We start from the raw sequence: 25,888 nt of genomic DNA, 5'->3' as shown, positions 1-25,888 counted from the left end.
CTGAAAAGATATTTGATGACCCAGCCGCCGATAACGGAATTTCTCCGCCGCCCCCTCGAGCTCCCCCATCGGGCCCGCTTTAGAAAATATGGGGCTTACGTCATACAAGGACTGCGTGAAATGACGGGTGGTTTGTGCATCATGGTGAAGAATGATGTGTTATTTCGTGTAGTGGGACTATGATGTAAGTTTTGTAATTGTTCAGGAGCCATTGTTCTGCGAGGTGTTTTGTCATGAATATGCCCCAAAGTAGCGATTTACGCAGTAAATCAGCGGATTTCGAATATTTGGAGGATTGTGGAAGCTGCGTAGCAATCCGGGTATCAAATGAGTGTCAAAAGATCTTTTGACACTCATATCATTTTATATAAATCTATTATCTGCTCTCCCACATAGTTCCAATTTGGCGTAAGCCCTATAGTTCAATATGATTGCACACTCACCCGTATTTTATCCGATAGCAATCTGACATAGCCCATATGTTTCACTATGAGTCCACAACGAGCCGTCATTTCACTCACTAGCAGTTTGACGTAAGCCCCCTATTTTCTGCGTGCCCTGGAAAGGGGGTTGCAAGGGGGAAAACCAGGACTGGCGCAACTCTGATGGTTTTCCCCCTTGCGTATCTTTCCTACGCTTTCCAAAGCGAAAATTGTATTGTCAACCAATATCACAAAACAGGTTGACAAACCTTCCCCCAAAGCTTATACTAAACCTCGAAATCGGGGCTTTCCTCATCCTATTTTGCCCCAAGAAAAGAGAGGTTCATATCATGCAAAAGATTTCTACCAAAACCATCGTCATGACCGGTATGATGACAGCTGTCCTCGCCGTCTTATCCCAGATTCAGATTCCGATGCCCTCAGGTGTCCCCGTTACCATGCAGACTTTTGGCGTGGCCCTTTGCGCCTGTGTGCTGGGTTGGAAGATGGGAACGGCTTCTGTGGCGGTTTACCTTCTTTTGGGTAGCTTTGGCGTGCCTGTATTTGCGGGTCTTTCCGGCGGCTTGGGAACTATCACTGGTGCTACCGGCGGTTTCCTGATCGGTTTCCTTCCTATGGCTTTGCTGACCGGCCTTTTTACTCCTTCTAAAAATAAAGCCGGCACCATTCTCTGTTCCGCAGCCGGTCTTGCCATCTGTCACCTTCTGGGTGCCCTTCAGTTCATGCTTCTGATGAAGATGGGCTTTGTGGAGTCCCTGATGCTGGTATCCGTTCCCTACCTTCTGAAAGATGTGATCTCCGTTGTGGCAGCCTTCGTTGTAGGTGCGGCAGTCAGGAAAGCTCTGAACGCAGCCAATATCCTGACCTATGCATAAAGAACAGCAACGTCTCCGGGTTCATCATCTGCTCTGCATTCCACTGTTTCGCGGCGCGGGCTACAGCGACGGCTTTTCAAAAAATATGGCGGAGAAAATTGCCTGGCTGAAAGCTCATCCGGAGGAAGAAGTGGAACTGGTCTGCGGACCTGACATGATCTGCAGCCATTGTCCAAACTGCAATCCCGATGAGACCTGCGGAAGCGACGGAAACCATGTGGCCATCAAGGACCGCAACCTTCTCCCGGTGCTGGATTTAAAGGAAGGAACTCTTTATCCGGTTCGCAGCCTTTTCAAGAGAGCGGAAGAGAAGATGAGCGAAGAAAGCTTTGACGCCTCCTGCGGGAGATGCGAGTGGTACCGCCAGGGCTACTGCGATTTTCCGGAATATGACCGGAGCCTGAAAGAAATTAACCGGATTTTTTTCCTATAAAGAATCAGACCCTGCCAATCAAATGCGGCGGGGTCTTTTTTTGGCTTAAAAAGAGCTTTTTACCCCAAGAATCTGCCATGTACAATGAAAAAAACAAAAAATCGCCCAATTTTTGTATACAAGGAAATGGACTTTTTTAAAAAAATATGGTATAGTGAATCCATATGATGTGAATAATCTCGGCACAGTTCAGAACACAAAGTGCAAGGTGCGGAAAAAATGCACAGAACCGTCAGTGATTTCACTCAATATGTATCAAAGAGCCGTCTGGCTCTTAAAAAATAAGGAGGAATTGTACAAAATGGCAAGAAAGATGAAAACCATGGATGGTAACCATGCAGCAGCTCATGCTTCTTATGCATATTCTGATGTAGCGGCTATCTATCCGATCACCCCTTCTTCTGTTATGGCGGAAGCTACAGATGAATGGGCTACCCAGGGAAGAAAAAACATTTTCGGACAGGAAGTTCAGGTAACTGAGATGCAGTCCGAGGCTGGTGCAGCTGGTGCTGTACACGGATCTCTGGCAGCAGGCGCCCTGACCACTACCTACACCGCTTCTCAGGGTCTTCTTCTGATGATCCCGAACCTGTATAAGATCGCAGGTGAGCAGCTGCCGGGCGTGTTCAACGTATCTGCACGAGCTCTTGCAAGCCATGCACTTTCCATCTTCGGAGATCATTCCGATGTTTATGCCTGTCGTCAGACCGGATGCGCAATGCTTTGCGAATCCAGCGTACAGGAGGTTATGGACCTGACTCCGGTTGCTCACTGTGCAGCAATCAAAGGCCGTATCCCCTTCATCAACTTCTTCGATGGATTCCGTACATCTCACGAGATCCAGAAGATCGAGACCTGGGATTACGAGGATCTGAAGGACATGGTAGATATGGATGCTGTTGATGCATTCCGTAAACATGCTCTGAACCCGAACCATCCCTGCCAGAGAGGTTCCGCTCAGAACCCGGATATCTTCTTCCAGGCAAGGGAGGCCTGCAACTCCTACTACGATGCAATGCCCGCAATCGTACAGGAATACATGGACAAAGTAAATGCAAAGATCGGAACAGATTACAAACTGTTCAACTACTATGGTGCTGAGGATGCCGAGCATGTGATCATCGCTATGGGCTCCGTATGTGATACCATCGAGGAGACCATTGACTACCTGAGAGCTGCCGGTAAGAAAGTTGGCGTTGTCAAAGTTCGTCTGTACAGACCGTTCTGTGCAGAGGCTCTGGTAGCAGCTATCCCCGAGACTGTAAAACAGATTTCTGTTCTTGACAGAACCAAAGAGCCGGGTGCTATGGGCGAGCCGCTGTACCTGGATGTAGTTGCAGCTCTGAAGGGAACAAAATTCAACGACACTCCGATCTTCACCGGACGTTATGGCCTTGGTTCCAAGGATACCACTCCGGCTCAGATCGTAGCTGTATACGAGAACACAGAGAAAGCAAAATTCACCATCGGTATCGTAGATGATGTGACCGGACTTTCTCTGGAACTTGGCGCTCCGCTGGTAACCACTCCGGAAGGAACCATCAACTGTAAATTCTGGGGTCTTGGTGCTGACGGTACCGTTGGTGCAAACAAGAACTCCATCAAGATCATCGGTGATAACACAGACATGTACGCTCAGGCTTACTTCGATTACGATTCCAAGAAGTCCGGCGGTGTTACCATGTCTCACCTGCGTTTCGGTAAGAAACCGATCAAATCCACCTATCTGATCCACAAGGCAAACTTCGTAGCCTGCCACAATCCGTCCTATGTTCGTAAATACAACATGGTACAGGAGCTGGTAGACGGAGGTACTTTCCTTCTGAACTGCCCGTGGGATATGGAAGGACTTGAGAAACATCTTCCGGGCCAGGTAAAAGCATTCATCGCTAACCATGGCATCAAATTCTACATCATCGACGGCGTTAAGATCGGTATCGAGACCGGCATGGGTCCGACCCGTATCAACACCATTCTCCAGTCTGCATTCTTCAAACTGGCAGACATCATTCCGGAGGATCAGGCTATCGACCTTATGAAGGCTGCAGCAAAAGCAACCTACGGACGTAAGGGTGATGATGTCGTTCAGAAGAACTGGGCAGCTATCGAAGCCGGTGCAAAACAGGTTGTTGAGGTTCAGGTTCCGGAGAGCTGGAAGAACGCAGCTGACGAAGGCCTTGAGATGACTCACGCTGAGAACGGCAGAAAAGATGCTGTTGATTTCGTAAATACCATTCAGAGCAAAGTATCTGCTCAGGAGGGTAACAGCCTTCCGGTTTCTGCATTCAAGGATTATGTTGACGGTTCCACGCCGAGCGGTACTTCCGCATACGAGAAACGTGGTATCGCAGTAAACGTTCCTGTTTGGAATTCCGAGAACTGTATCCAGTGTAACCGTTGTTCCTATGTCTGCCCGCATGCTGCAATCCGTCCGGTAGCTCTTACCGCTGAGGAAGCAGAGAAGGCTCCGGAAGGCATGAAAGTAATGCCGATGACCGGTATGGCAGATTACAAATTTGCTATGGTAGTTTCCGCTTACGACTGTACCGGCTGTGGTTCCTGTGCAAATGTCTGCCCGGGCAAGAAGGGTGCGAAGGCACTGGCTATGGAAAACATGGAAGCAAGCGCAGGCGAGCAGAAATACTTCGACTATGCTGTAGAGCTTCCGGCAAAAGCAGATGTCGTAGCAAAATACAAAGAGAATACCGTAAAAGGATCTCAGTTCAAACAGCCGCTGCTTGAGTTCTCCGGAGCTTGTGCAGGTTGTGGTGAGACCCCGTACGCAAAACTGATCACTCAGCTGTTCGGTGACAGAATGTATATCGCAAACGCAACCGGATGTTCTTCTATCTGGGGCAACTCTTCACCGTCTACTCCGTACACCGTAAACGAAAAAGGACAGGGTCCTGCATGGAGCAACTCTCTGTTCGAGGATAACGCAGAGTTCGGTTATGGTATGCTGCTTGCTCAGAAAGCAATCAGAGATGGCCTGAAGACCAAAGTTGAGTCTGTAATGGCTAACGAGAAAGCTTCTGAGGACGTTAAGGCTGCCTGCCAGGAATGGCTGGATACCTTCAGCGTTGGCGCAACCAACGGTGCTGCTACCGATAAACTGGTAGAGGTTCTCTCTGGCGTTGACTGTGATGTTTGCAAAGACATCGTTAAGAATAAAGACTTCCTGGCTAAGAAATCCCAGTGGATCTTCGGTGGTGACGGATGGGCTTACGATATCGGATTTGGTGGTGTTGACCATGTTCTTGCTTCTGGCAAAGACATCAACGTCATGGTATTCGATACTGAGGTTTACTCCAACACCGGTGGACAGGCAAGTAAAGCTACCAGAACCGGAGCAATCGCTCAGTTCGCAGCTGGTGGTAAAGAGACCAAGAAGAAAGATATGGCTTCCATCGCTATGTCCTATGGTTATGTATATGTAGCACAGATCTCCATGGGTGCTGATATGGCTCAGACTGTAAAAGCAATCGCAGAGGCAGAGGCTTATCCGGGACCGTCCCTGATCATCGCTTACGCTCCGTGTATCAACCATGGTATCAAGAAGGGTATGGCAAAAGCTCAGACCGAGGAAGAGCTGGCAGTTAAGTGCGGTTACTGGCACAACTTCCGCTTCAACCCGGCAGCAGACAAGAAGTTCGCTCTGGATTCCAAGGCTCCGACAGAGAGCTACCAGGATTTCCTGGACGGCGAGGTTCGTTACAACTCTCTGAAACGTGCTAACCCGGAGAAAGCAGCAAGACTGTTCGCTAAATCTGAGGCAGAGGCAAACGAGAGATACGAGTATCTGCAGAGACTCGTTACCATGTACAGCAACGAGGAGAAATAATCTCTTAAAATTCCAATAACAGAAAGAGCGGTACCGGCTTCGCGGTCGTGTACCGCTCTTTTTTTTACCACCATAATGGAAGGGATATCGTAATGAAAAAAACAAAAAAATTAAAGCAGAACTGGCTCCGTTTGAAACCGGAGATCAAGGAGGTCTGGATCTTAAGCCTTCCGGCGATTCTGACCCAGATCACCACCATCGTGATGCAGTATATTGATTCCGCCATGGTGGGAGCTTTGGGAGCAAATGCTTCCGCAACGATCGGCCTGGTTGCCTCCAGCACCTGGCTTTTTAATGGAGTGACTTATGCAGTCTCATCAGGTTTTTCTGTCCAGGTGGCTCACCGGATCGGAGCAGGAGAGGAGGCGGAGGCCAGAAATGTAGTCCGCCACGGCCTAGTGACAGCCTTGATCGTCTCGGGACTTTTAAGTCTTTTGGGAGTATCCATCAGCGGTCAGCTTCCCGCGTGGCTTGGTGGAGAACCGGGCATACGAAAAGACGCCACGCTGTACTTTTTCGTGTTTGCCCTGATGCTTCCTTTTTCCCAGCTCAATTCCCTGTCGTCCTCCTTTTTGCAGTGCAGCGGCGATATGGTGACTCCCAGTATCTTGAATGCGGTGATGTGTCTTCTGGATGTGGTTTTCAACGCGATTCTGATTCCACGCTTTGGCGTTCTGGGAGCCGGTATGGGAACGGCCCTGGCCTGCGCGGTGATCAGTCTCACCATGACCTGGCGCTGCTGCATCCACAATCCCCAGCTTCGGCTGCTCCATGCGGAGAAAGGCCATTTTGACGGGGAAATTCTGAAAAAAGCCTTCCGGATCGGTACACCGGTGGCAGTTCAGGAAGTGGCGATGAACAGCGCTATGGTTATGGCTACCCGGATTATCGCGCCCTTGGGAGCCACAGCCATCGCGGCCAATTCCTTTGCTGTGACGGCGGAGAGCTTCTGCTATATGCCGGGCTATGGCATCGGCTCTGCGGCCACGACCCTGGTGGGAAAAAGCGTGGGTGCTGGGAAACCGAAAATGGCGAAACGGTACGGAAATATCTGTACGGCCATGGGAGCGCTTTTCATGGGCTTTACGGGCCTGGTGATGATGTTTATCTGTCCGGTGGTCTTCCGGATCCTGACTCCGGATGCGACAGTGCGAGAACTGGCCACCCGGGTTCTTCGGATCGAGCTTCTGGCGGAACCTCTTTTTGGCGTTTCCATCGTGGCGGCCGGAGCCTTACGGGGGGCGGGGGATACGTTTATCCCAAGCCTTATGAATCTCGGAAGCATCTGGATCGTGCGCCTGGGCCTTGCTGTGGTGCTGGTACGTTTCTTGGGGCTTCCGGGCATGTGGATCGCCATGGCCGTGGAACTCTGCGTCAGAGGTCTTCTGATGCTTTACCGTCAGCGCACCAGCAGTTACTACGCCCATTCCCCAAAGCGTACAAAAACAAAGTAAAGCAACAAAAAACAACTTGTAATACGCCTCCTTCCTGTAGTATAATGAAAGCTACAAGAGGGAGGCGATTTTAATGCTGGCCATTGAGCGGAAAAACGAAATTCTATCGATTCTGCAAAAGGAACAAAGAGTGCTGGTGGCAGAGCTGAGCACCCGCTACCAGGTGACGGAGGAAACCATCCGCAGGGACCTGGAGAAGCTGGAAAAAGAGGGCTTTGTGAAAAAGACCTACGGCGGCGCAGTCCTGAATAAAAACAGCACAATCGACATGCCTCTGAAAATCCGTGAAAAGACAAACCGGAAGGAAAAACAGAAGATTGCTCAGACCGTCGCTTCTCTGATTGAGGACGGGGAGAGCATTATGCTGGACAGTTCTTCCACATCTTTGATGATTGCCCAGGAGCTGAAAAAGAAGAAAAAGCTGACGGTGATAACCAATTCTGTGGAGGTTCTTATTGAGCTTTCCGGCTGTGAAGGTATCAAGGTCATATCCACCGGCGGAACCTTAAGGGATTCTTCCCTGTCGCTGGTGGGCAAGATGGCGCAGGATGTGCTGGAGAAATACTATGTGGATAAAGCCATTCTTTCCTGCAAGGGAATCGATCTCGCAAAAGGGGTTACGGATTCCCATGAGATGGAAGCAGATGTGAAGAACTGCATGCACAACTGTGCCCGGACCACAATCCTGGCGGCGGATACCAGTAAACTGGAGCACGTCTTTTTTGTGAAGGTGATGGATTTATCAGAGGGGGATATTCTGGTCCTGGATAAAACCCCGAAAAAGGAATGGGTGGACTGCCTGGAAAAAAGAGGCATCCGTCTGATCACAGGAGCCGAATAAATACAAAAAATGGAGAGGTAAACAAAATGGGAGAGACAATTTACAATCTGGCCTTTGACTTTGGAGCGTCAAGCGGTCGTATGATCCTGAGCAAATATGCAGATGGAAAAATTGAACTGGAGGAGCTGCACCGTTTTTCCAATGATCCGGTGCGTATCGGCAAGAACTTTTACTGGGATACCTTCCGCCTGTATCACGAACTGAAACAGGGACTGAAAAAAGCGGCAGCCAGAAAGCTTCCGATCAAGAGTCTGGCTATCGATACCTGGGGAGTGGATTACGCGCTGCTGGACAAAGACGGAAACATCATCGGAAACCCCATCAACTACCGTGACGACCGCACAATCGGCGTTATCGACGAGGTGGGCAAGATCGTTCCGTTAAAAGAGATCTATGCTTCCACCGGTATCCAGTTCATGAACTTCAACACAATTTTCCAGCTCTATGCGGATAAGAAAATGCGTCCGGACATCTATGAGAAAGCAGACCGTCTGCTCTTTATGCCAGAGCTCTTCGGATATCTTCTGACCGGAAAGAAATACAACGAGTACACGATGGCCAGCACTGGCGAGCTTCTGAATGCAAAGACCCGCGACTGGGATTTCGACCTCATCAAGAGAGCAGGTCTTCGCACCGATATCTTCGGTGAGCTGGTACAGCCCGCAACGATCATCGGCGACCTTCTTCCGGAGGTGACAGAGGAGACCGGTCTTTCCGGTGTGAAAGTCATCGCTGTTGGAAGCCATGATACCGCTTCCGCTGTGGCAGGCACACCGCTGTTCGACAAGGATGCCGTATTCTTAAGCTGCGGGACCTGGTCCCTTATGGGAATGGAGCTGGACGAGCCGATTCTGACCGACGAGTCCTTCAAATACAACTACACCAACGAGGGCGGCGTAGAGGGCAAGATCCGCTACCTGAAAAACATCAACGGTCTCTGGATCATGCAGAACCTCCGGAAAAACTGGTGTGAATTCGAGGGAGAGGTTTCCTTCCCGGATATCATCAGGGCTTCCAGAGAGGCAGCAAGAAAAGACTTTGTCATCGATCCGAATGACCCGAGATTTACCGCTCCCTACAATATGATGAAGGAAGTCATCGGTTACTGCGAGGAGCACGGTCAGGGCACACCGGAGGGCCTGGGAGAGATCGCCATGGCGATTTACAACGGCCTGACCCAGGAGTACGGCAAAGTCGTAAGAGAGCTGGAGCACCTCACCGGTAAGAACGTTCCCTGCATCAACATGGTAGGCGGCGGCATCCAGGATAAACTCCTCTGCGAGCTTACCGCGAAGAACACCGGAAAGAAAGTCGTAGCAGGTCCCATCGAGGGTTCTGTTCTCGGAAATATCACGATGCAGCTCAAAGCTCTGGGCGCGATCAAAGACAGAGAGGAAGGAAGAAAGATCATCAGCAATTCCTTCCCCCAGGAGATCCATATGCCGGAAGCATAACGGATTCTTCACAAAGGAGACGGATCTATGAATATCTATACCAAAAACGGAGACGGCGGCATGACCAGCCTGGTCCATGGCCCCAGTATTCCAAAATCGGACGACCGGATCGAACTTTTGGGGACCCTAGATGAGCTCATCAGCCATCTGGGCCTTGTGAAGGCAGACTTGAGTCCCGGCCGGGAAAAGACCCTGCTGGAGGCTATTCAGAAAGACCTCCTGGCTGTCGTTGCCCTGACCGAGGATCCTCACAACCGGAAAAACCGTCTGGAAGAGGGAGCTGTGGAGAAACTGGAGGCGGAGATCGATGCCATACGGGAAACGCTTCCGGCCGGAAAAGAAGAAGCCCTTCCGGGGGGAAATCGTCTTTCTGCCAGAGTGTCTGTAGCCAGATCCGTTGCCAGAAGGGCAGAGAGACGTCTTTCCACGGTCAGCATCAAGTTTGGCTCCGATGCCATGGCGAAAAAATACATGAACCGGCTGGGAGATTACCTCTATGTTCTGGCCCGGTCCATGGAGGCGGAGGAGACAGAGCTTCCGGAAGAAAAACCGGTTTTGAAGCCTCAGAAGGAGACCGAGATGACAGAGAAAAACAACGCTTTGATCGAAGAGATCTTAAGAAGGGTCAACGACAACCGGAAGATCAATCTGGAGACAGCGAAGAAGCTGACTGAGAAGATCGAGGAGGAGGCCAGACGCCGCGGCAAACAGGCGGTGATCGCCGTCTGCGGGCCCGAGGGAAATCCGATCTCCGTTCACGTCATGGACGGCGCTTTCCTCGTAAGCTTTGACGTGGCAATGAAGAAGGCCTACACTTCTGTGGCCGTGAAAATGTCCACGAAAGAGCTGAGCGTCCTGGCCCAGCCCGGCGGCACCTTCTACGGGGTGGACAAGATGGACGGCGGAAAGATCGTCATTTTCGGCGGCGGCATTCCGCTGAAGGTCGATGGCCGGATCATCGGAGGCCTGGGAATCAGCGGCGGCACCGGTGAGGAAGACCATTCTCTGGCAGAGTACGGACTGTCCGTCCTTCCGGAAATCTTATAAAAATACGAGAACCTTCGGGGGATTTTTACAAAATTTCCGCCCGGAGGTTTTTCTTTGCACTTTTCTGGAAAGTCTGATATACTGACAACGATAGTGCGGGCATTTTTGCCCGGTGAAAGAAAAATAAGAGCATACAGCGGAGGTAACAGTATGATCAATTATCCAGACACTTATGAGCTGGTGTTACAGGAGGAGCTGCCGGATATTCATTCTGCCGGTTATCTTTTCCACCATAAAAAATCCGGCGCCCGGGTGGCTGTGGTGCTGAACGACGATGAAAATAAAGTATTCCATATCGCTTTTCGCACCACTCCCGTGAACAGCAAGGGAACGCCTCATATCATGGAGCACAGCGTTCTCTGCGGCAGCCGGAAATATCCGTCCAAGGATCCCTTTGTGGAACTGGTCAAAGGGTCCCTGAACACGTTTCTGAACGCCATGACCTATTCTGACAAGACCATGTATCCCGTTGCCAGTTGCAATGAACAGGATTTCAAAAACCTGATGGACGTTTATCTGGATGCGGTTTTTTACCCGAATATCTATAAGAGAGAAGAAATTTTCAGGCAGGAGGGCTGGCACTATGAGCTGAAAAGCCCGGAAGACCAGCTGATCTACAATGGCGTGGTCTATAATGAGATGAAGGGAGCCTTCTCCTCACCGGAGGACATTCTGGACCGGAAGATTCTCAATTCCCTGTTCCCGGATTCCACCTACGGCGTGGAGTCCGGCGGAGATCCGGCCTGCATCCCGGACCTTAGCTACGAGGAGTTTCTGGATTTCCATCGGACTTATTATCATCCGGCTAACAGCTATATCTACATTTACGGAAATGTGGATATGCAGGAACGACTGGAATATCTGGACCGGGAGTATCTTTCTGCCTTTGATGCCATCGAGGTGCCTTCAAAGATTGTTCTTCCGGAAAAATTCGAGGAGATGCATACGGAGATCGGAAAATATTCCATTTCCACAGCAGATTCCGAAGAGGATAACACTTACCTTTCCTTCAACGCAGCCATCGGCAGCAGTCTGGATGTGGAGAAGGCCAACGCCTATGCGGTCATTGAGTACGTTCTCCTTTCTGCCCCGGGGGCTCCCCTGAAACAGGCGCTTCTCGACGCAGGCCTCGGAAAGGATATCAGCGGTTCCTATGACAGCGGCACGATGCAGCCGGTATTCAGCATCACGGCAAAATATGCCAATGCGGAGGATAAAGACCGTTTCGTCCGGGTGATCCGGGAAGAGCTGGAGCGCATCGTGGCAGAGGGCCTGGATCAGAAATCTCTGATGGCTGGTATCAATTCCTCCGAGTTCCGTTTCCGTGAGGCCGATTTCGGTTCTTTCCCGAAAGGACTGATGTACGGCATCGATATGATGGATACCTGGCTTTATGATGACAACTGTCCCTTCGGCTATCTCAAACAGCTGGCCGTTTTCGATTTCCTGAAAAAACAGGTGGGCACTGGTTACTATGAGGATCTGATCCGTGATGGCCTCCTGAACAATCCGCATACCTCCCTGGTAGTCATCGAGCCGGAGAAAGGACTCAACGACCGGATGGAGGAGGAGCTGGCGAAGAAGCTTGCCGCCTACAAGGAGAGCCTTACCGAGGAGGAAAGACAGGCTCTGGTGGAGAAGACCGAGAGCCTTCACCGTTTCCAGGAGACCCCGTCCACGAAAGAAGAGCTGGAGGCTATCCCGATGCTGAAACGGGAGGATATCGGAAAAGAAGCCTACACCGTCAGTAACCTCGAGGAGCAGGCGGAGGGAACGACCTTCGTCCGCCACGATTATGTGACCAACGGCGTCTGCTATCTGGACCTTCTCTTTGATATGAAATACGTTCCCGCCGAGTATATTCCCTATGCAGGCCTTTTGAAGTCGGTGCTGGGCTTTATCGATACGGAAAACTATAAATATGGAGAGCTTTTCAGTGAGATCAACATCGAGACCGGCGGTATCTATGCCAACGCCCAGGTGATCCAGGATCATAGGGAGGCCGGCTCCTACCGGACCATGTTCGGCATCCGGGCCAAAGCCCTTGCTGAAAAAATGCCCTTCGCCTTCTCCATGATCGAGGAAATCCTGCTCCGGAGCCGTCTCGACGACACCCGCCGTCTCTATGAGATCATCAGCGAGCAGAAATCTACTCTGCAGGAGCGCTTGAGCGCAGCAGGCCATCAGACCGCTGTGGGCCGGGCCCTTGCTTATACTTCCGAGCCTTACGGCTACAGTGATGCGTTAAGCGGTATCGGTTATTATAAGCTCATCGAGGATCTGGAGGCACATTTTGAGGAGCGTAAAGGTGAGCTTGTGGAGAAACTGAAACACCTCATGGGTCTTCTGTTCCGTCAGGATACCCTTCTTGTGAGCGTGACCTGCGAGGAAGAAAATTATACTTCCGTGAAAAAGCTTTCCCTGAATCTGAAGGAGAAGCTGGAAACCAGAGCGGCAGAGCTTCCGCCCCTTCATATGGCACTGGGCCAGAAAAATGAGGGCTTCCTCACTGCAGGCCAGGTGCAGTTTGTGGCGCGGACCGGAAACTACCGGAAAGCGGGCCTTCCCTACACAGGAGCTCTGCGTATCCTGAAAGTGGCTTTAAGCTATGATTATCTCTGGATCAACATTCGTGTCAAAGGCGGCGCCTACGGCTGCATGAGCGGCTTCGGCGTCATGGGAGATTCCTATTTTGCCTCCTACCGCGACCCGAATCTTGGAGCCACCAACGAGATCTACGAGGGTGTCACCGATTATGTGAAGAACTTCCATGTGGACGAGCGGGACATGACAAAATATGTCATCGGAACCATCAGCGAGCTAGATACGCCGCTGACACCGAGAAGCAAAGGCCTCCGTTCCATGACGGCCTGGCTGGCCCACATCACCCGGGAAGAGGTACAGAGAGAAAGAGACGAGATCCTTTCCGCTACAGAAGAGGACATTCAGAAGCTGGCTCCCTATATGGAAGCGATCCTGAAGACAGGAAGCATCTGCGCCCTGGGCGGAGAAGAGCGGATGAAGAAAGAAAAAGAGCTGTTCGGGGAGCTCAAGCCCCTGATCGGCGGTGAGGAATGCTGATGGAAAAACAAGTAAAATCCGGTTTTGTGACTCTGATCGGACGGCCGAACGTGGGAAAATCCACGCTGATGAACCATCTCATCGGCCAGAAGATCGCCATAACTTCCAATAAACCCCAGACCACCAGAAACAGGATCCAGACCGTTTACACCGGAGAAAAGGGCCAGATCGTGTTCCTGGACACGCCGGGCATTCACAAGGCGAAAAACAAGCTGGGCGAATACATGGTTCAGGTGGCAGAACGCACCTTAAACGAGGTGGACGTGGTGCTCTGGCTCGTGGAGCCGACCCATTTCATCGGGGCCGGTGAAAAGCATATCGCCGAGCGCATGAGAAAAAGCAAAACGCCGGTGATTCTGGTTATTAACAAGATTGACACCGTGAAAAAAGAGGACGTTCCGGGCTTCATCGACGAGTACCGGAAGATCTGCGATTTCGCTGATATCGTGCCGGTTTCCGCTCTTCGTTCCCGGAATCTTGACACGCTTCTGGACTGCATTTTCAAATATCTGCCCTATGGTCCCTGCTTCTACGACGAGGACACGATCACGGACCAGCCCCAGCGCCAGATCGTCGCTGAGATGATCCGGGAAAAGGCTCTCCGCTGCCTGGATGAGGAGATTCCTCACGGCATCGCGGTGGCCATCGACCAGATGAAAGAGCGGGAGGGAACCAACGGCTCTGTTATGGATATTGACGCCACGATTATCTGCGAGCGGGATTCCCACAAGGGCATCATCATCGGAAAAGGCGGCCAGATGCTGAAAAAGATCGGCAGCCAGGCCCGGTACGATATCGAGAACATGCTGGAGATGAAGGTCAACCTGAAGCTCTGGGTGAAGGTGAAAAAGGACTGGCGGGACAGCGATTTCCTCATGAAAAACTTTGGATATAACAAGAAGGATCTGCAATGAATGATCTTTTAAAGCTCACCGGCATCGTGCTTCTGGCAGCTCCGGCGGGCGAGTATGATAAACGGGTGGTGATCCTGACAAAGGAATGTGGAAAGATCACCGCCTTTGCCAAGGGTGTTCGGAGGCAGAACAGCCCCCTTCTGGCGGCGGCCAGCCCTTTTGCCTTCGGAGAGTTTTCCTGCTACGAGGGCCGGGGAACCTACCGGCTGGTGCAGGCGGAGATCCAGCAGTATTTCCGGGAGATCACCGAGGATTACGAGTCCGCCATGTACGGTTTCTATTTTCTGGAGCTGGCGGATTATTACAGCCGGGAGGGCGAAGGGGAGCCGGAGCTTTTGAAGCTTCTCTATGCGGCGCTCCGGGCCATGATCCGGAAGCAGCAGCCGAAAAAACTGGTGCGTTACGTCTATGAGCTCCGGGTTCTGGTCTTAAACGGCGAGTATCCGGAGGCTTTTCACTGTGCCTGCTGCGGTACTACGGAGCATCTGAACCGCTTTTCTTTAGGGAGAAACGGCTTTCTCTGTGAGACCTGTGCGCCCGGGGAGGGCAGGAGAGTGGAGACTTCCACCGTCTACGCGATGCAGTACATCATCAGCGCCCCCTTGAACCGGCTTTTTGCCTTTACAGTGTCGGAGGAGGTGCTGGAGGAAATCCAGTGGATCATGGATCGGTTCCGGAAGAAGTGGGTGGACCACACCTTTCATTCCCTGGAGATGCTGATTTAGCTCACGGACCCGCTTTACAAGCGGGAAATTCCGTGGTAAAATAAAACGCTATATGAGTCCGAAGAGGTGAAAAAAGCATTTCCGGACAAAGCAGATGTAGGAGGTTCCCATGAGAAAAGGAAAAGTTCTGGGACTGGCAGTTCTCATAATGGGGCTGCTCTCCGGCTGTGAAAAATTTGAACCGGAGGAGACAGCCATTTCGGTGGATAATAAGGGTCAGGTGGTTTCCTATGTAAAAGAATCCTTTGACAAGGACTATTACAGCTCAGAGGAACTGGAAGCCAGCATCGACCAGGCTATTCTGGATTACAATACGGCCGGCGGCACGGAAAACGTCAAGAAGAAGAAATTCGAGGTGAAGGATCAGAACGCGGAGCTTACGATGAGCTATGCGACGGGAAACGATTATTCCAAATTCAACAACGTGACGCTCTTTACCGGCGACGTGCTGGAGGCTTATCAGGCCGGCTATGATTTTGCCGGGAAATTCCAGAGTGTGGAAAAAGGACAGGTGACGGCCACGGATGTGACCGGAAACGACATCCTGAACAGCTATAACTATGGCATCGTGATTCTGACGGAGCCCATCCTTGTGACGGTTCCTGGAAATATCGTTTATGCCAGCGATAATGTGGAGATCACAGGAAAGAAAACTGCAAGAGTTCTTTCAGAAACGGAGGCTGCCGGCGAGACAGAAGAGCCGGAGACCACGGCCGACGGCGCGATCTCTCTTTCCCCAGTCAACAGCGGCCAGGAGAAAGAAACTGAAGGAAGTACAGCCGCACTGGCTTACATTTTATATGAATAAAGGAGACTGATAAAACATGGAAAAAACAATGGACAAAATCGTGGCACTTGCAAAATCCAGAGGTTTTGTTTATCCGGGTTCCGAGATCTACGGCGGACTTGCAAATACCTGGGATTATGGAAACCTGGGCGTGGAGTTGAAAAATAACGTAAAACGCGCATGGTGGAAAAAATTTATCATGGAAAATCCCTACAATGTAGGTGTGGACTGCGCGATTCTTATGAATCCCCAGACCTGGGTTGCTTCCGGTCATCTGGGCGGTTTCTCAGATCCTCTGATGGACTGTAAGGAATGCCATGAGCGTTTCCGTGCAGACAAGCTTATCGAGGACTTCTGTGCAGACAACGATATCCAGCTGGAGAATTCCGTGGATGCCTGGAGCCAGGAAGAGATGAAGGGCTTCATCGACGAGCACAAGATTCCCTGCCCCTCCTGCGGCAAACACAATTTCACAGACATCCGTCAGTTCAACCTGATGTTCAAGACCTTCCAGGGTGTCACCGAGGATGCGAAGAACACCGTATATCTCCGTCCGGAAACCGCACAGGGTATCTTCGTAAACTTCAAGAACGTACAGAGAACTTCCAGAAAGAAAGTTCCCTTCGGAATCGGCCAGATCGGTAAATCCTTCCGTAACGAGATCACTCCGGGTAACTTCACTTTCCGTACCAGAGAGTTCGAGCAGATGGAGCTGGAGTTCTTCTGCAAACCGGGAACAGACCTTGACTGGTTCCAGTACTGGCGTCAGTTCTGCATTGACTGGCTGAAGAATCTGGGTATCAAAGACGATGAGATGCGTGCCCGCGACCATTCTCCCGAGGAGCTCTGCTTCTACAGCAAAGGTACCACCGATATCGAGTTCCTGTTCCCGTTTGGTTGGGGAGAACTCTGGGGCATCGCTGACCGTACCGATTACGACCTGACCCAGCATCAGAACGTATCCGGCCAGGATATGAGCTATTTCGACGATGAGTCCAAGGAAAAATACATTCCTTATGTTATTGAGCCCTCTCTGGGAGCTGACCGCGTGGTTCTGGCTTTCCTCTGCAGCGCTTACGACGAGGAAGAGCTGGAGGGCGGCGATGTGAGAACCGTGCTTCATTTCCATCCGGCTCTGGCTCCTGTGAAGATCGGTGTGCTTCCCCTTTCCAAGAAGCTCAACGAGGGCGCAGAAAAAGTATTTGAGACCCTGAGCAAAAAATGGAACTGCGAATATGACGACCGCGGAAACATCGGAAAACGTTACCGTCGTCAGGATGAGATCGGAACTCCGTTCTGCGTGACCTACGATTTCGATTCCGAGACTGACGGAGCAGTCACCGTCCGTGACCGTGATACCATGGAGCAGGAGAGAGTGAAGATCGAGGATCTCGTTTCCTATTTCGAGAAGAAAATGGAATTTTAACTTGACTCTTCTCTGATTTATGTATAAAATAATAGTGTGCGGTCGGCTGCAATCTGGGCAGCGACCTTGAACGGGGTTAGCCCGTGCGACAAATACAGTTTAGGAGGAAATGGTAAAATGGCAAACAAATGGGTGTATATGTTTAGCGAAGGCGACATGACCATGCGTAACCTGCTTGGCGGTAAAGGTGCCAACCTTGCAGAAATGACAAGCATCGGACTTCCGGTACCGCAGGGATTTACAATTACAACAGAAGCTTGTACTCAGTACTATGAGGATGGACGTAAAATTAACGACGAGATCATGGCTCAGGCTATGGAAGGCGTTAAGAAAATGGAAGAGATCAACGGAAAGAAATTCGGCGATCTTAAGAACCCGCTGCTGGTTTCCGTTCGTTCCGGTGCAAGAGCTTCCATGCCGGGTATGATGGACACCATCTTAAACCTTGGTTTAAATGATGAAGTAGTTGACGCAATGATCAAAGGAAATCCGGATCCGGCCTTCGAGCGTTTCGTATACGACTCCTACAGACGTTTCATTCAGATGTTCTCCGATGTAGTTATGGAAGTTGGTAAAAAATACTTCGAGCAGCTCATCGACAAGATGAAAGAAGAAAGAGGCGTTAAATTCGATATCGACCTGACTGCTGCAGACCTGAAAGAGTTAGCAGAGCAGTTCAAGGCTGAGTACAAGAATCAGCTGGGCAAAGACTTCCCGTCTGATCCTGTTGAACAGTTAAAACTGGCTATCGAAGCAGTATTCCGTTCCTGGGACAACCCGCGTGCAAACGTATACCGTCGTGACAACGATATCCCGTATTCCTGGGGTACCGCAGTTAACGTAATGCCGATGGTATTCGGTAACTTAAACAACGAGTCCGGTACCGGTGTTGCATTTACCCGTGACCCGGCTACAGGTGAGAACAAACTGATGGGTGAGTTCCTGATCAATGCACAGGGCGAGGATGTAGTTGCTGGTGTTCGTACTCCGATGCCCATCGCTCAGATGGAGAAAGAGTTCCCGGAAGCTTATGCAGAGTTCCTGAAAGTTTGCGAGACTCTGGAGAACCATTATCATGATATGCAGGATATGGAGTTCACCGTTGAGAACAAGAAGTTATACATGCTTCAGTGCCGTAACGGTAAGAGAACAGCTCCGGCTGCTCTGAAGATCGCTTGCGATCTGGTAGACGAGGGACATAAGACTCCGGAAGAGGCAGTTGCTATGATCGATCCTCGTAACCTGGATACTCTGCTTCATCCGCAGTTCGATGCTGCTGCATTAAAAGCTGCTACCCCGATCGGAAAAGGACTTGGTGCTTCTCCGGGTGCTGCTTGCGGTAAGATCGTATTTACAGCAGAGGATGCTGAAGAGTGGAACGCAAGAGGAGAGAAAGTCGTATTAGTACGTCTTGAGACTTCTCCGGAAGATATCACTGGTATGAAAGCTTCCCAGGGTATCTTAACTGTTCGTGGTGGTATGACCTCTCACGCAGCTGTAGTTGCTCGTGGTATGGGTACCTGCTGCGTATCCGGATGCGGCGATATCGCTATGGACGAAGAGAATAAGAAATTTACCTTAGCTGGCAAAGAGTTCCATGAGGGAGACTACATCTCCATCGATGGTACAACCGGTAACATCTATGACGGAGCAATCAAGACTGTAGATGCTACAATCGCTGGTGAGTTTGGCCGTGTTATGGCTTGGGCTGATGAGTTCAGAACTCTGAAAGTTCGTACAAATGCAGATACTCCTGCAGATGCTAAGAAAGCTCGTGAGCTGGGCGCAGAAGGTATCGGTCTTTGCCGTACCGAGCATATGTTCTTCGAGGAAGACAGAATCGCTGCTTTCCGTGAGATGATCTGCTCTGACACTGTTGAAGAGAGAGAAGCAGCTCTGGAGAAGATCCTGCCGTATCAGCAGGGCGACTTCGAGGCTCTGTACGAGGCTCTGGAGGGCAACCCTGTTACCATCCGTTTCCTGGATCCGCCTCTTCATGAGTTCGTTCCGACTGAGGAAGCTGATATCGAGAAACTGGCAAAATCTCAGGGTAAATCTGTTGAGACCATCAAGAACATCATCGCTTCCTTACATGAGTTCAACCCGATGATGGGTCATCGTGGATGCCGTCTTGCAGTTACCTATCCGGAAATTGCTAAGATGCAGACCAAGGCTGTTATCCGTGCAGCTATCAATGTTCAGAAGAAACACTCTGACTGGACTGTAAAACCGGAGATCATGATCCCGCTGGTTTGCGAAGTAAAAGAGCTGAAATATGTTAAGAAAGTTGTTGTTGAGACAGCAGACGCTGAGATTGCAGCAGCAGGCATCAATCTCGAGTACGAGGTAGGTACCATGATCGAGATCCCGCGTGCAGCTCTGACCGCTGACGAGATCGCTAAAGAGGCTGACTTCTTCTGCTTCGGTACCAACGACCTGACTCAGATGACCTTCGGCTTCTCCCGTGATGATGCTGGTAAGTTCTTAAATGCTTACTATGACACCAAGATCTTCGAGAACGATCCATTCGCAAAACTGGATCAGACTGGTGTAGGCAAACTGATGGAGATGGCTATCAAACTTGGAAAACCGGTTAATCCGAAGCTCCATGTTGGTATCTGTGGTGAGCACGGTGGAGATCCCTCCTCTGTTGAGTTCTGCCACAAGATTGGCCTGGATTATGTATCCTGCTCTCCGTTCCGTGTACCGATCGCTCGTCTGGCAGCAGCTCAGGCAGCTATCGCTGAGAAGAAGGCTAAATAATTAAAGATTTAAACACGACAGCTCCCGATAGAAATATCGGGGGCTGTTTTTGTATCAGTTGATTCTTTCATAAAAATATGTTAAAATCCAATAAAAAGAATATAAACTGAAAAGGAAGGAGGATTTATTCTATGAATCATAGCAGGAAATTGCTGAAAAGGGCAATTGCAATTACAACTGCCGCTTCATTTGTTACAGTGGGGGGAAATACTGCATTGGCAGCAGGCTCCTATCGGGAGGCCGAGACAGCGGCGTATGATAATTTTGTAGCGGGAACAGCTTCTCTGTGGAATGATTATCTGGAAAATTATCAGAAAGCGCTGACGGGTTCCAAGGCAGTGATCGACCTGAAGCTGGAAGATACGGGAAAGCTTCTGCTTGGAAGTGCGGCAGGAGGAATGGATTTGTCCTGGCTTAACAATGTGAGTCTGGACACAAGCGTATCCATTCAGAAAGGTCTGGAGGCAGTGAAAATGGCGGTGCTTCTGAATGACTCCAGGCTTTGTGATCTGAATGCGTATGTGGATCTGGAGAATCTGATGGAGTATATGCAGGTTCCGGATATTTCAGGCGGGTATCTTCAGATTTCCATGCAGAATTTAGATAATGGTTTGTCCGCAAATTCTCTGAAAGAGTCAATGAATCTTCTTTCTGATCTAAGTATCCTTCTTCCGGATAAAGATACCGTGAGCTCTCTCCTGGGACGCTATGGCCATCTGATAATCGATAACATGGAGGATGGGCTCTCTGCACAGGAAAACGTTTCAGAAGAGGGTGTCAGTGAAGACTGTACCATGTATGAGGGCCAGATCAAAGCTGCAAATGCGATGGAGATGGTCAGACAGATTGCTGAAACTGCCAGGGATGATAAAGAAATTAAGAGTCTGTTTGACAGCGCCGCAGAAGCCGGCATCAGCAAAGAAGAGCAGTACAAAGAGTTCCAGGATGCTCTGGATGAGCTGCTTTCAGAAGTTGAGACCGCAGATGAATCCGCTGACAACTCAACAGCAATTTACTCGAAAATATGGGTAAATGGAGAGGACAAGGTAGTAGGTCGTGAATTTGGAACGGTGGAGGGAACAGAGGAAAACCCGATTTTTGTCTGGAAAGCGCCTTCCGCCGGCAGTTCTTCAGGACTTCTTATAGGACTGGCGTCTGACGGTTCCACCGTGGCCCTGACAGGATCAGGAACAACGGAGAATGGCCTTCTGACAGGAGACTATACACTGACGGTAGACGGAACCGACTCTCTGGCAGTTCATGTGGAGAAGCTGGAAACAAAACCGGAAAAAGCCGGTTACTATAATGGTAAATTTACACTTACGATACCGACGAATGGATCTGAAGATGAGGAAGCCAATATGCTTTCAAGCTTTGCAGCAGAGATCAATCTCACTTCTGATTCGACAGCTGGGACAAGCAGAATGGATCTGAGCCTTACAATTTCCGGAATTTCTCTGGCAACCTTATCCATCCGCGGCGGCTATACAGCGGAAGTGGAAGTTCCGGATCTTGATACCGTGACGCCGGTTTATTCTGTTGAGGATGAGGATGATCTGACGGAGTATCTGAAGACGGTCAACTGGGATAGCTTGGCCGCCAATGCAGTTGCGGCAGGCGTACCGGAAGACCTTGTCTCTCAGTTTAAACTGACGCTTGAAAGTGCGGTGGAGAATATGCTCAATCCGCAGCCAGCCGATACGGAGACTGCTGAAACGATGGAAGAAGTAGCATAGAAAATAGCATAGAAAAAGGGAAGGCTTTTTGTGGAGCTCTTCCCTTTTTTGCTAAAAAATGATTTTACTTACCAGTATAAGCCCTGGCTGAAAAAGATTCAATAGCAAATTAAAAGGAGCTGTCCGCCAGTATTTCTGGTGCGACAGCTCTTTTCAGATGCTGCGATGGAGAACTTCTATAAGCTCTAATTGACTGCAAAGCTTAAAAATCCCAAATGCAGTCAATGAACCCACTGAAATCACATGACTGCAACTCCCAAAAACTTCAAAATAAGTCAATCAACCCTCAAAATCACATGCCCTCAACCTCTAAAATTTCTAAATGAGTTACCCCCATATCCAGCGCCATCCATTCCCGCCATATAGTCTTACCCCACCAGTCTGACGTAAGCCTCATATTTTTTGACCTTAAGCAGAAAGAGTTGTTCTAAGGGAAAGGCGGTCAGCCTGTCCCCTCGAATAAAAAGGCCTTCAAATAAAAAGTCAAAAAAGAATGACAAAGTCCCTCTTTCATGTTAGGATGAAATACACTAGGAGCATTGAGGAGGCAAAAGAGATGAAAAAATGGTTAGCGGTATTTACATGTGGACTGCTGCTTTCTGCCGGCGTATGTATGAGTCAGGCGGAGGGAGCAGGGGAAGATACTCTGTATGAGAAAGGAAAAGAGATAGCGGAACTTGTGATAGATGCGGTACGTTCCGAAGATTATGTAAATCTCTATTCTGCCAGCGAGGATGTGAGCAATCTGTTGAAAGAAGTGGGAACGGCAGAGTGGGCGGAGCCGGAGGCTGTGTATGAGGTTACGGTGTCAGATGCATTTTATAAAACTTTGGATGAAGCTGGAGCTCTGAACAATCTCTCAGAAGAACTGGCAAAAATAGTAAAAAGTAAACTTTTCACTTCCATGGTCTATCAGATCAGCGGATACAGCAGCTCTGTAGAGCTGGCAGCTGCAAGTGTCTGCAGCGCAGGAAAAACTTTTTTGGCTCCGGAGATTACAGAAAATAATATCTGTATTTATACCTACGATGACGGCAAGCCCATAGCAGTCACTTTTATTCTCGGCGACGACGGAACCGTGAGCGCCAATGGAATTATTATCCTGAACGACGATTTCCAGCACGATTCCGTGGAAGAGATTGAAGAAGCTTTTGCTGACTTCCAGGCAGAAGTGACGCAGATTAAATAAAAAGGAGTATATTATGACACAGGAACCACAGCAGCCCCACAAGAGACGGGTGCGCTATAAAGGAAAATATCCGAAGAAATTTGAGGAAAAATATAAGGAACTTCAGCCGGAAAAATATCAGGACACGATTCAGCATGTGATCCAAAAGGGCAATACGCCGGCGGGCATGCACATTTCCATTATGGTAAAGGAGATCATCGATTTCCTTGAGATTAAACCGGGAGAGATTGGTTTTGACGCTACATTAGGCTACGGCGGCCATACGAAAGCCATGCTGGAATGCTTAAAAGGAGAGGGCCATATCTATGCCACAGACGTGGACCACGAGGAAGCCGCCAAGACGAAAAAACGGCTGGAAGAGCTGGGTTTCGGCGAGGATATTCTGACAATCAAGCTCCAGAACTTCTGCACGATTGATGAGATTGCCAGAGAGGTGGGAGGCTTTGATTTTCTGCTGGCAGATTTGGGCGTATCTTCCATGCAGATCGACAACCCGAAACGGGGTTTTTCCTTCAAGGTGGACGGCCCTCTGGACCTTCGCCTGGATCAGGAGAGCGGCATCAGCGCGGCGGAGCGGCTTCGCACCATTTCCCGGGATGAACTGGCCGGTATGCTCTATGAGAACTCTGACGAGCCCTACTGCGAGGAGCTGGCCAAAGCCATCACCGACGAGATCCGGAAAGGCAATCCCATGGACACAACCACAGCCCTTCGGGAGGTCATCGAGAAGACGCTGGATTTCCTTCCGGAAAAAGAGAAAAAAGACACGATCAAAAAGACTTGCCAGCGGACCTTTCAGGCGCTCCGCATCGATGTGAACCGGGAGTTCGAGGTTCTCTATGAGTTTATGGAGAAGCTTCCGGATGCTCTTCGTCCCGGCGGAAGAGCAGCGATTCTTACCTTCCATTCCGGTGAGGACAAGCTGGTGAAAAAGGCGCTGAAGGAGGGCTATAAGGCCGGAATTTACGCGGATTATGCCAAAGACGTGATTCGTCCCTCAGCCCAGGAGTGCGTTCAAAACGGCCGGGCCCGCTCTACGAAAATGCGCTGGGCCATCAAAGCATAAGACGGGAATAAAAAAACGATGAGAAGACAGAAGAGAAAGATGACAGAATTTCTGGTACTGGCTGTTGTTTTGTCCCTGACCGCCTGCAGCGGAAAAACCACGGAGGCTGAGATGGAGACCCAGTCGGAGAGCACGACAGAAGCGGAATTTGCCGGTATCATCGATGTGAAAACGGACTGGAAGGCAACTTTTGAAGCCGTACTGATGAAAGAGCGCGGGGTAAAACCGGATCATTACGAAGAGCTTGGCAGCGGAATCTATCAGGTTTATGTGGAGAAGGATGGAAAAGTCATTCCCTACGCCATCGTCGATTCCACTACCGGCGAGTACCACGGATAAAAATGAGAAAATTTTTCAACAATCCTCTGCCTCAGGCGGAGGATTCGTGCTATAATAACAGTAAACCGCGTCTTTATGCGGAAAAAAGAAAGGATGAAGGATCATGGTAATTGGCAGATATTATCGGCTTTCAAAGACGATTACAGAGGAACAGGCAGAGCAGATTGTAAAGGAGCTCGCTGCAAGAGAAGACGTAAAGGCAGTGGCATTCACGGATGACCGGAAAATGCTGCGTATGGAAAGCATTGACGGAGAGTACAAGGATATCATGTACTATGCGGTAAACGTTCTGAGCCGTGAGGCAGGCGGCTGTGAGATCTCCTTCGATCACTTCGATACTGAGGCGCTGGAGAAAGCGCTCAAGGAGAAATAAAAATCGTTTTGGAGCATTTTGTTCCGTTTTGGGGTGGAAAAAGCAAAAACGGCGTGCTATGATACTCTCAAGGGAACTTTTCCGGGAGCTGTACGAGACGGAGGAGAGCATCGCGGGAATCGGGATGCGGGTGGGCTATTCCAACCCCGGCAAATTTTCAGCAGCTTTTCAGTCGGGTGATGAACCATACCCCATCGGACTACCGGAAAATGATCACATTTTATCAATAAATTGTCTTGACAAAAAAACAATATTCCGGTATGATTTTGGTTAGAAGAAACTAACGTATGCGGCGGGAGTGAACTCCGGCCGCGATTTTTAAATATATAGGTTAGAACAAGCTAACTAATAGTCAGGAGGAATCTATGAGCGTAGTAATTATCGGTGGAAATGAAAGAATGGTTTGTCAGTATTCAGATATCTGTAAATGTTATGGCTGCAAGGCCAAGGTATTCCCGAAGGAGCACGGATCTGTGAGAAAAAAGATCGGCTGTCCGGATCTTCTGATCCTGTTTACCAATACCGTTTCCCATAAAATGGTAATTACTGCCGCTCAGGAGGCAAAGAGGAACAACGTGCCCATCGCCAGAATTCATACCAGCAGTGCAGCGGCTCTGAAGACTGTTCTCGATGAGTATTGCGTGGCAAATGCCTGATAGATGAAAAAAAATATCAAAAACGAAAAATAACTTGAAATTTGGTCGAATCCTGATATATAATAACTCCTAAATTTCAAAGACACTAAAACAATCACATATCAGGAGGTACATAAAAATGGCAAAATTCAGTGATATCAATTGGAAAAATCCGGGACTCTTTGCAGCAGGCGTTCTTTTCGGAACAGCAGGAATCAAGGCACTGTCCAGTAAGGATGCGAAGAAGCTTTACACCAACTGCACCGCAGCAGTTCTCCGGGCGAAAGAGTGTGTGATGAAGACCGTCACCACCGTTCAGGAAAACGCAACTGATATTTACGAGGGCGCAAAGGAAATCAACGAGGAGCGCGCAGCTGCTGAGGAAGCCTTCGAGGATGCAGCAGAGGACGAGACCACCACTGATTTCAAAGAAGAGACCGAGACCACAGAAGAGTAAAAAAGAAGA

Annotated in this window: 21 protein-coding genes; all 21 read left to right on the top strand. The window is 49.8% G+C overall.

Features of this window, described 5'->3' with window-relative positions:
• Positions 1-183: hypothetical protein (locus LKD71_RS07540; RefSeq protein WP_227614954.1), on the top strand; the 183-nt coding region annotated here is incomplete at its 5' end.
• 589 nt (positions 184-772) lie between these two features.
• A complete protein-coding gene (locus LKD71_RS07535) occupies positions 773-1,318 on the top strand; it encodes a biotin transporter BioY (RefSeq protein WP_227614953.1) in 546 nt (181 codons plus the stop codon).
• Positions 1,311-1,751 carry a DUF1284 domain-containing protein gene (locus LKD71_RS07530; RefSeq protein WP_178045442.1) on the top strand — a complete coding sequence of 147 codons (441 nt, stop codon included), beginning with the start codon at positions 1,311-1,313 and terminating at the stop codon, positions 1,749-1,751. The genes LKD71_RS07535 and LKD71_RS07530 overlap by 8 nt, the downstream gene beginning before the upstream one ends.
• A 301-nt stretch (positions 1,752-2,052) precedes the next feature.
• Positions 2,053-5,592: a pyruvate:ferredoxin (flavodoxin) oxidoreductase gene (gene nifJ, locus LKD71_RS07525; protein ID WP_227614952.1), complete on the top strand. Its 3,540-nt coding sequence runs from the start codon at positions 2,053-2,055 to the stop codon at positions 5,590-5,592.
• 92 nt (positions 5,593-5,684) lie between these two features.
• Positions 5,685-7,046 (top strand): MATE family efflux transporter, encoded by a 1,362-nt coding sequence (locus tag LKD71_RS07520; RefSeq protein WP_227614951.1) that lies wholly within the window; start codon positions 5,685-5,687, stop codon positions 7,044-7,046.
• A 73-nt stretch (positions 7,047-7,119) separates the two neighbouring features.
• On the top strand, positions 7,120-7,887 hold the full coding sequence (locus LKD71_RS07515) for a DeoR/GlpR family DNA-binding transcription regulator (protein ID WP_178045585.1): 768 nt from the start codon (positions 7,120-7,122) through the stop codon (positions 7,885-7,887).
• A gap of 26 nt (positions 7,888-7,913) precedes the next feature.
• Positions 7,914-9,341 (top strand): rhamnulokinase, encoded by a 1,428-nt coding sequence (locus LKD71_RS07510; protein ID WP_178045586.1) that lies wholly within the window; start codon positions 7,914-7,916, stop codon positions 9,339-9,341.
• Positions 9,342-9,368: 27 nt separating this feature from the next.
• The gene (locus tag LKD71_RS07505) at positions 9,369-10,388 is read left to right on the top strand and encodes a cob(I)yrinic acid a,c-diamide adenosyltransferase (protein ID WP_227614950.1); all 1,020 of its coding nucleotides are present in this window, start codon (positions 9,369-9,371) and stop codon (positions 10,386-10,388) included.
• 150 nt (positions 10,389-10,538) lie between these two features.
• Complete coding sequence (locus LKD71_RS07500; protein WP_227614949.1) at positions 10,539-13,469, top strand: insulinase family protein; 2,931 nt, start codon at positions 10,539-10,541, stop codon at positions 13,467-13,469.
• The gene (gene era / locus LKD71_RS07495) at positions 13,469-14,383 is read left to right on the top strand and encodes a GTPase Era (protein WP_227614948.1); all 915 of its coding nucleotides are present in this window, start codon (positions 13,469-13,471) and stop codon (positions 14,381-14,383) included. The genes LKD71_RS07500 and era overlap by 1 nt, the downstream gene beginning before the upstream one ends.
• Positions 14,380-15,108 carry a DNA repair protein RecO gene (gene recO, locus LKD71_RS07490; protein ID WP_227614947.1) on the top strand — a complete coding sequence of 243 codons (729 nt, stop codon included), beginning with the start codon at positions 14,380-14,382 and terminating at the stop codon, positions 15,106-15,108. The genes era and recO overlap by 4 nt, the downstream gene beginning before the upstream one ends.
• A gap of 109 nt (positions 15,109-15,217) precedes the next feature.
• Positions 15,218-15,916 (top strand): hypothetical protein, encoded by a 699-nt coding sequence (locus tag LKD71_RS07485; RefSeq protein ID WP_227614946.1) that lies wholly within the window; start codon positions 15,218-15,220, stop codon positions 15,914-15,916.
• A 16-nt stretch (positions 15,917-15,932) separates the two neighbouring features.
• Positions 15,933-17,321: a glycine--tRNA ligase gene (locus LKD71_RS07480; protein ID WP_227614945.1), complete on the top strand. Its 1,389-nt coding sequence runs from the start codon at positions 15,933-15,935 to the stop codon at positions 17,319-17,321.
• Between the two features lie 117 nt (positions 17,322-17,438).
• Positions 17,439-20,084 carry a pyruvate, phosphate dikinase gene (gene ppdK / locus LKD71_RS07475; protein ID WP_178045924.1) on the top strand — a complete coding sequence of 882 codons (2,646 nt, stop codon included), beginning with the start codon at positions 17,439-17,441 and terminating at the stop codon, positions 20,082-20,084.
• A gap of 131 nt (positions 20,085-20,215) precedes the next feature.
• Entirely contained in the window at positions 20,216-21,820 is a 1,605-nt protein-coding gene (locus LKD71_RS07470) for a hypothetical protein (protein WP_227614944.1), read from the top strand.
• 556 nt (positions 21,821-22,376) lie between these two features.
• Positions 22,377-23,009 (top strand): hypothetical protein, encoded by a 633-nt coding sequence (locus tag LKD71_RS07465; protein WP_227614943.1) that lies wholly within the window; start codon positions 22,377-22,379, stop codon positions 23,007-23,009.
• A 13-nt stretch (positions 23,010-23,022) separates the two neighbouring features.
• A complete protein-coding gene (gene rsmH / locus LKD71_RS07460) occupies positions 23,023-24,075 on the top strand; it encodes a 16S rRNA (cytosine(1402)-N(4))-methyltransferase RsmH (protein ID WP_178045928.1) in 1,053 nt (350 codons plus the stop codon).
• An 18-nt stretch (positions 24,076-24,093) separates the two neighbouring features.
• On the top strand, positions 24,094-24,414 hold the full coding sequence (locus LKD71_RS07455) for a hypothetical protein (RefSeq protein ID WP_227614942.1): 321 nt from the start codon (positions 24,094-24,096) through the stop codon (positions 24,412-24,414).
• Positions 24,415-24,517: 103 nt separating this feature from the next.
• Positions 24,518-24,787 (top strand): hypothetical protein, encoded by a 270-nt coding sequence (locus tag LKD71_RS07450; RefSeq protein ID WP_178045930.1) that lies wholly within the window; start codon positions 24,518-24,520, stop codon positions 24,785-24,787.
• A gap of 365 nt (positions 24,788-25,152) precedes the next feature.
• Positions 25,153-25,443, top strand: a complete 291-nt coding sequence (locus LKD71_RS07445) for a DUF2325 domain-containing protein (RefSeq protein WP_178045932.1) — start codon at positions 25,153-25,155, stop codon at positions 25,441-25,443.
• Between the two features lie 118 nt (positions 25,444-25,561).
• Complete coding sequence (locus tag LKD71_RS07440; protein WP_178045933.1) at positions 25,562-25,879, top strand: DUF6110 family protein; 318 nt, start codon at positions 25,562-25,564, stop codon at positions 25,877-25,879.
• Positions 25,880-25,888 lie beyond the last annotated feature (9 nt).

Origin of the sequence: Fusicatenibacter faecihominis, from assembly GCF_020686945.1 — a bacterium.
Classification (GTDB): domain Bacteria; phylum Bacillota; class Clostridia; order Lachnospirales; family Lachnospiraceae; genus Limivivens; species Limivivens faecihominis.
The sequence above is the reverse complement of the archived record's forward strand: the minus strand, read 5'-3'. Positions and strand labels throughout refer to the sequence as shown.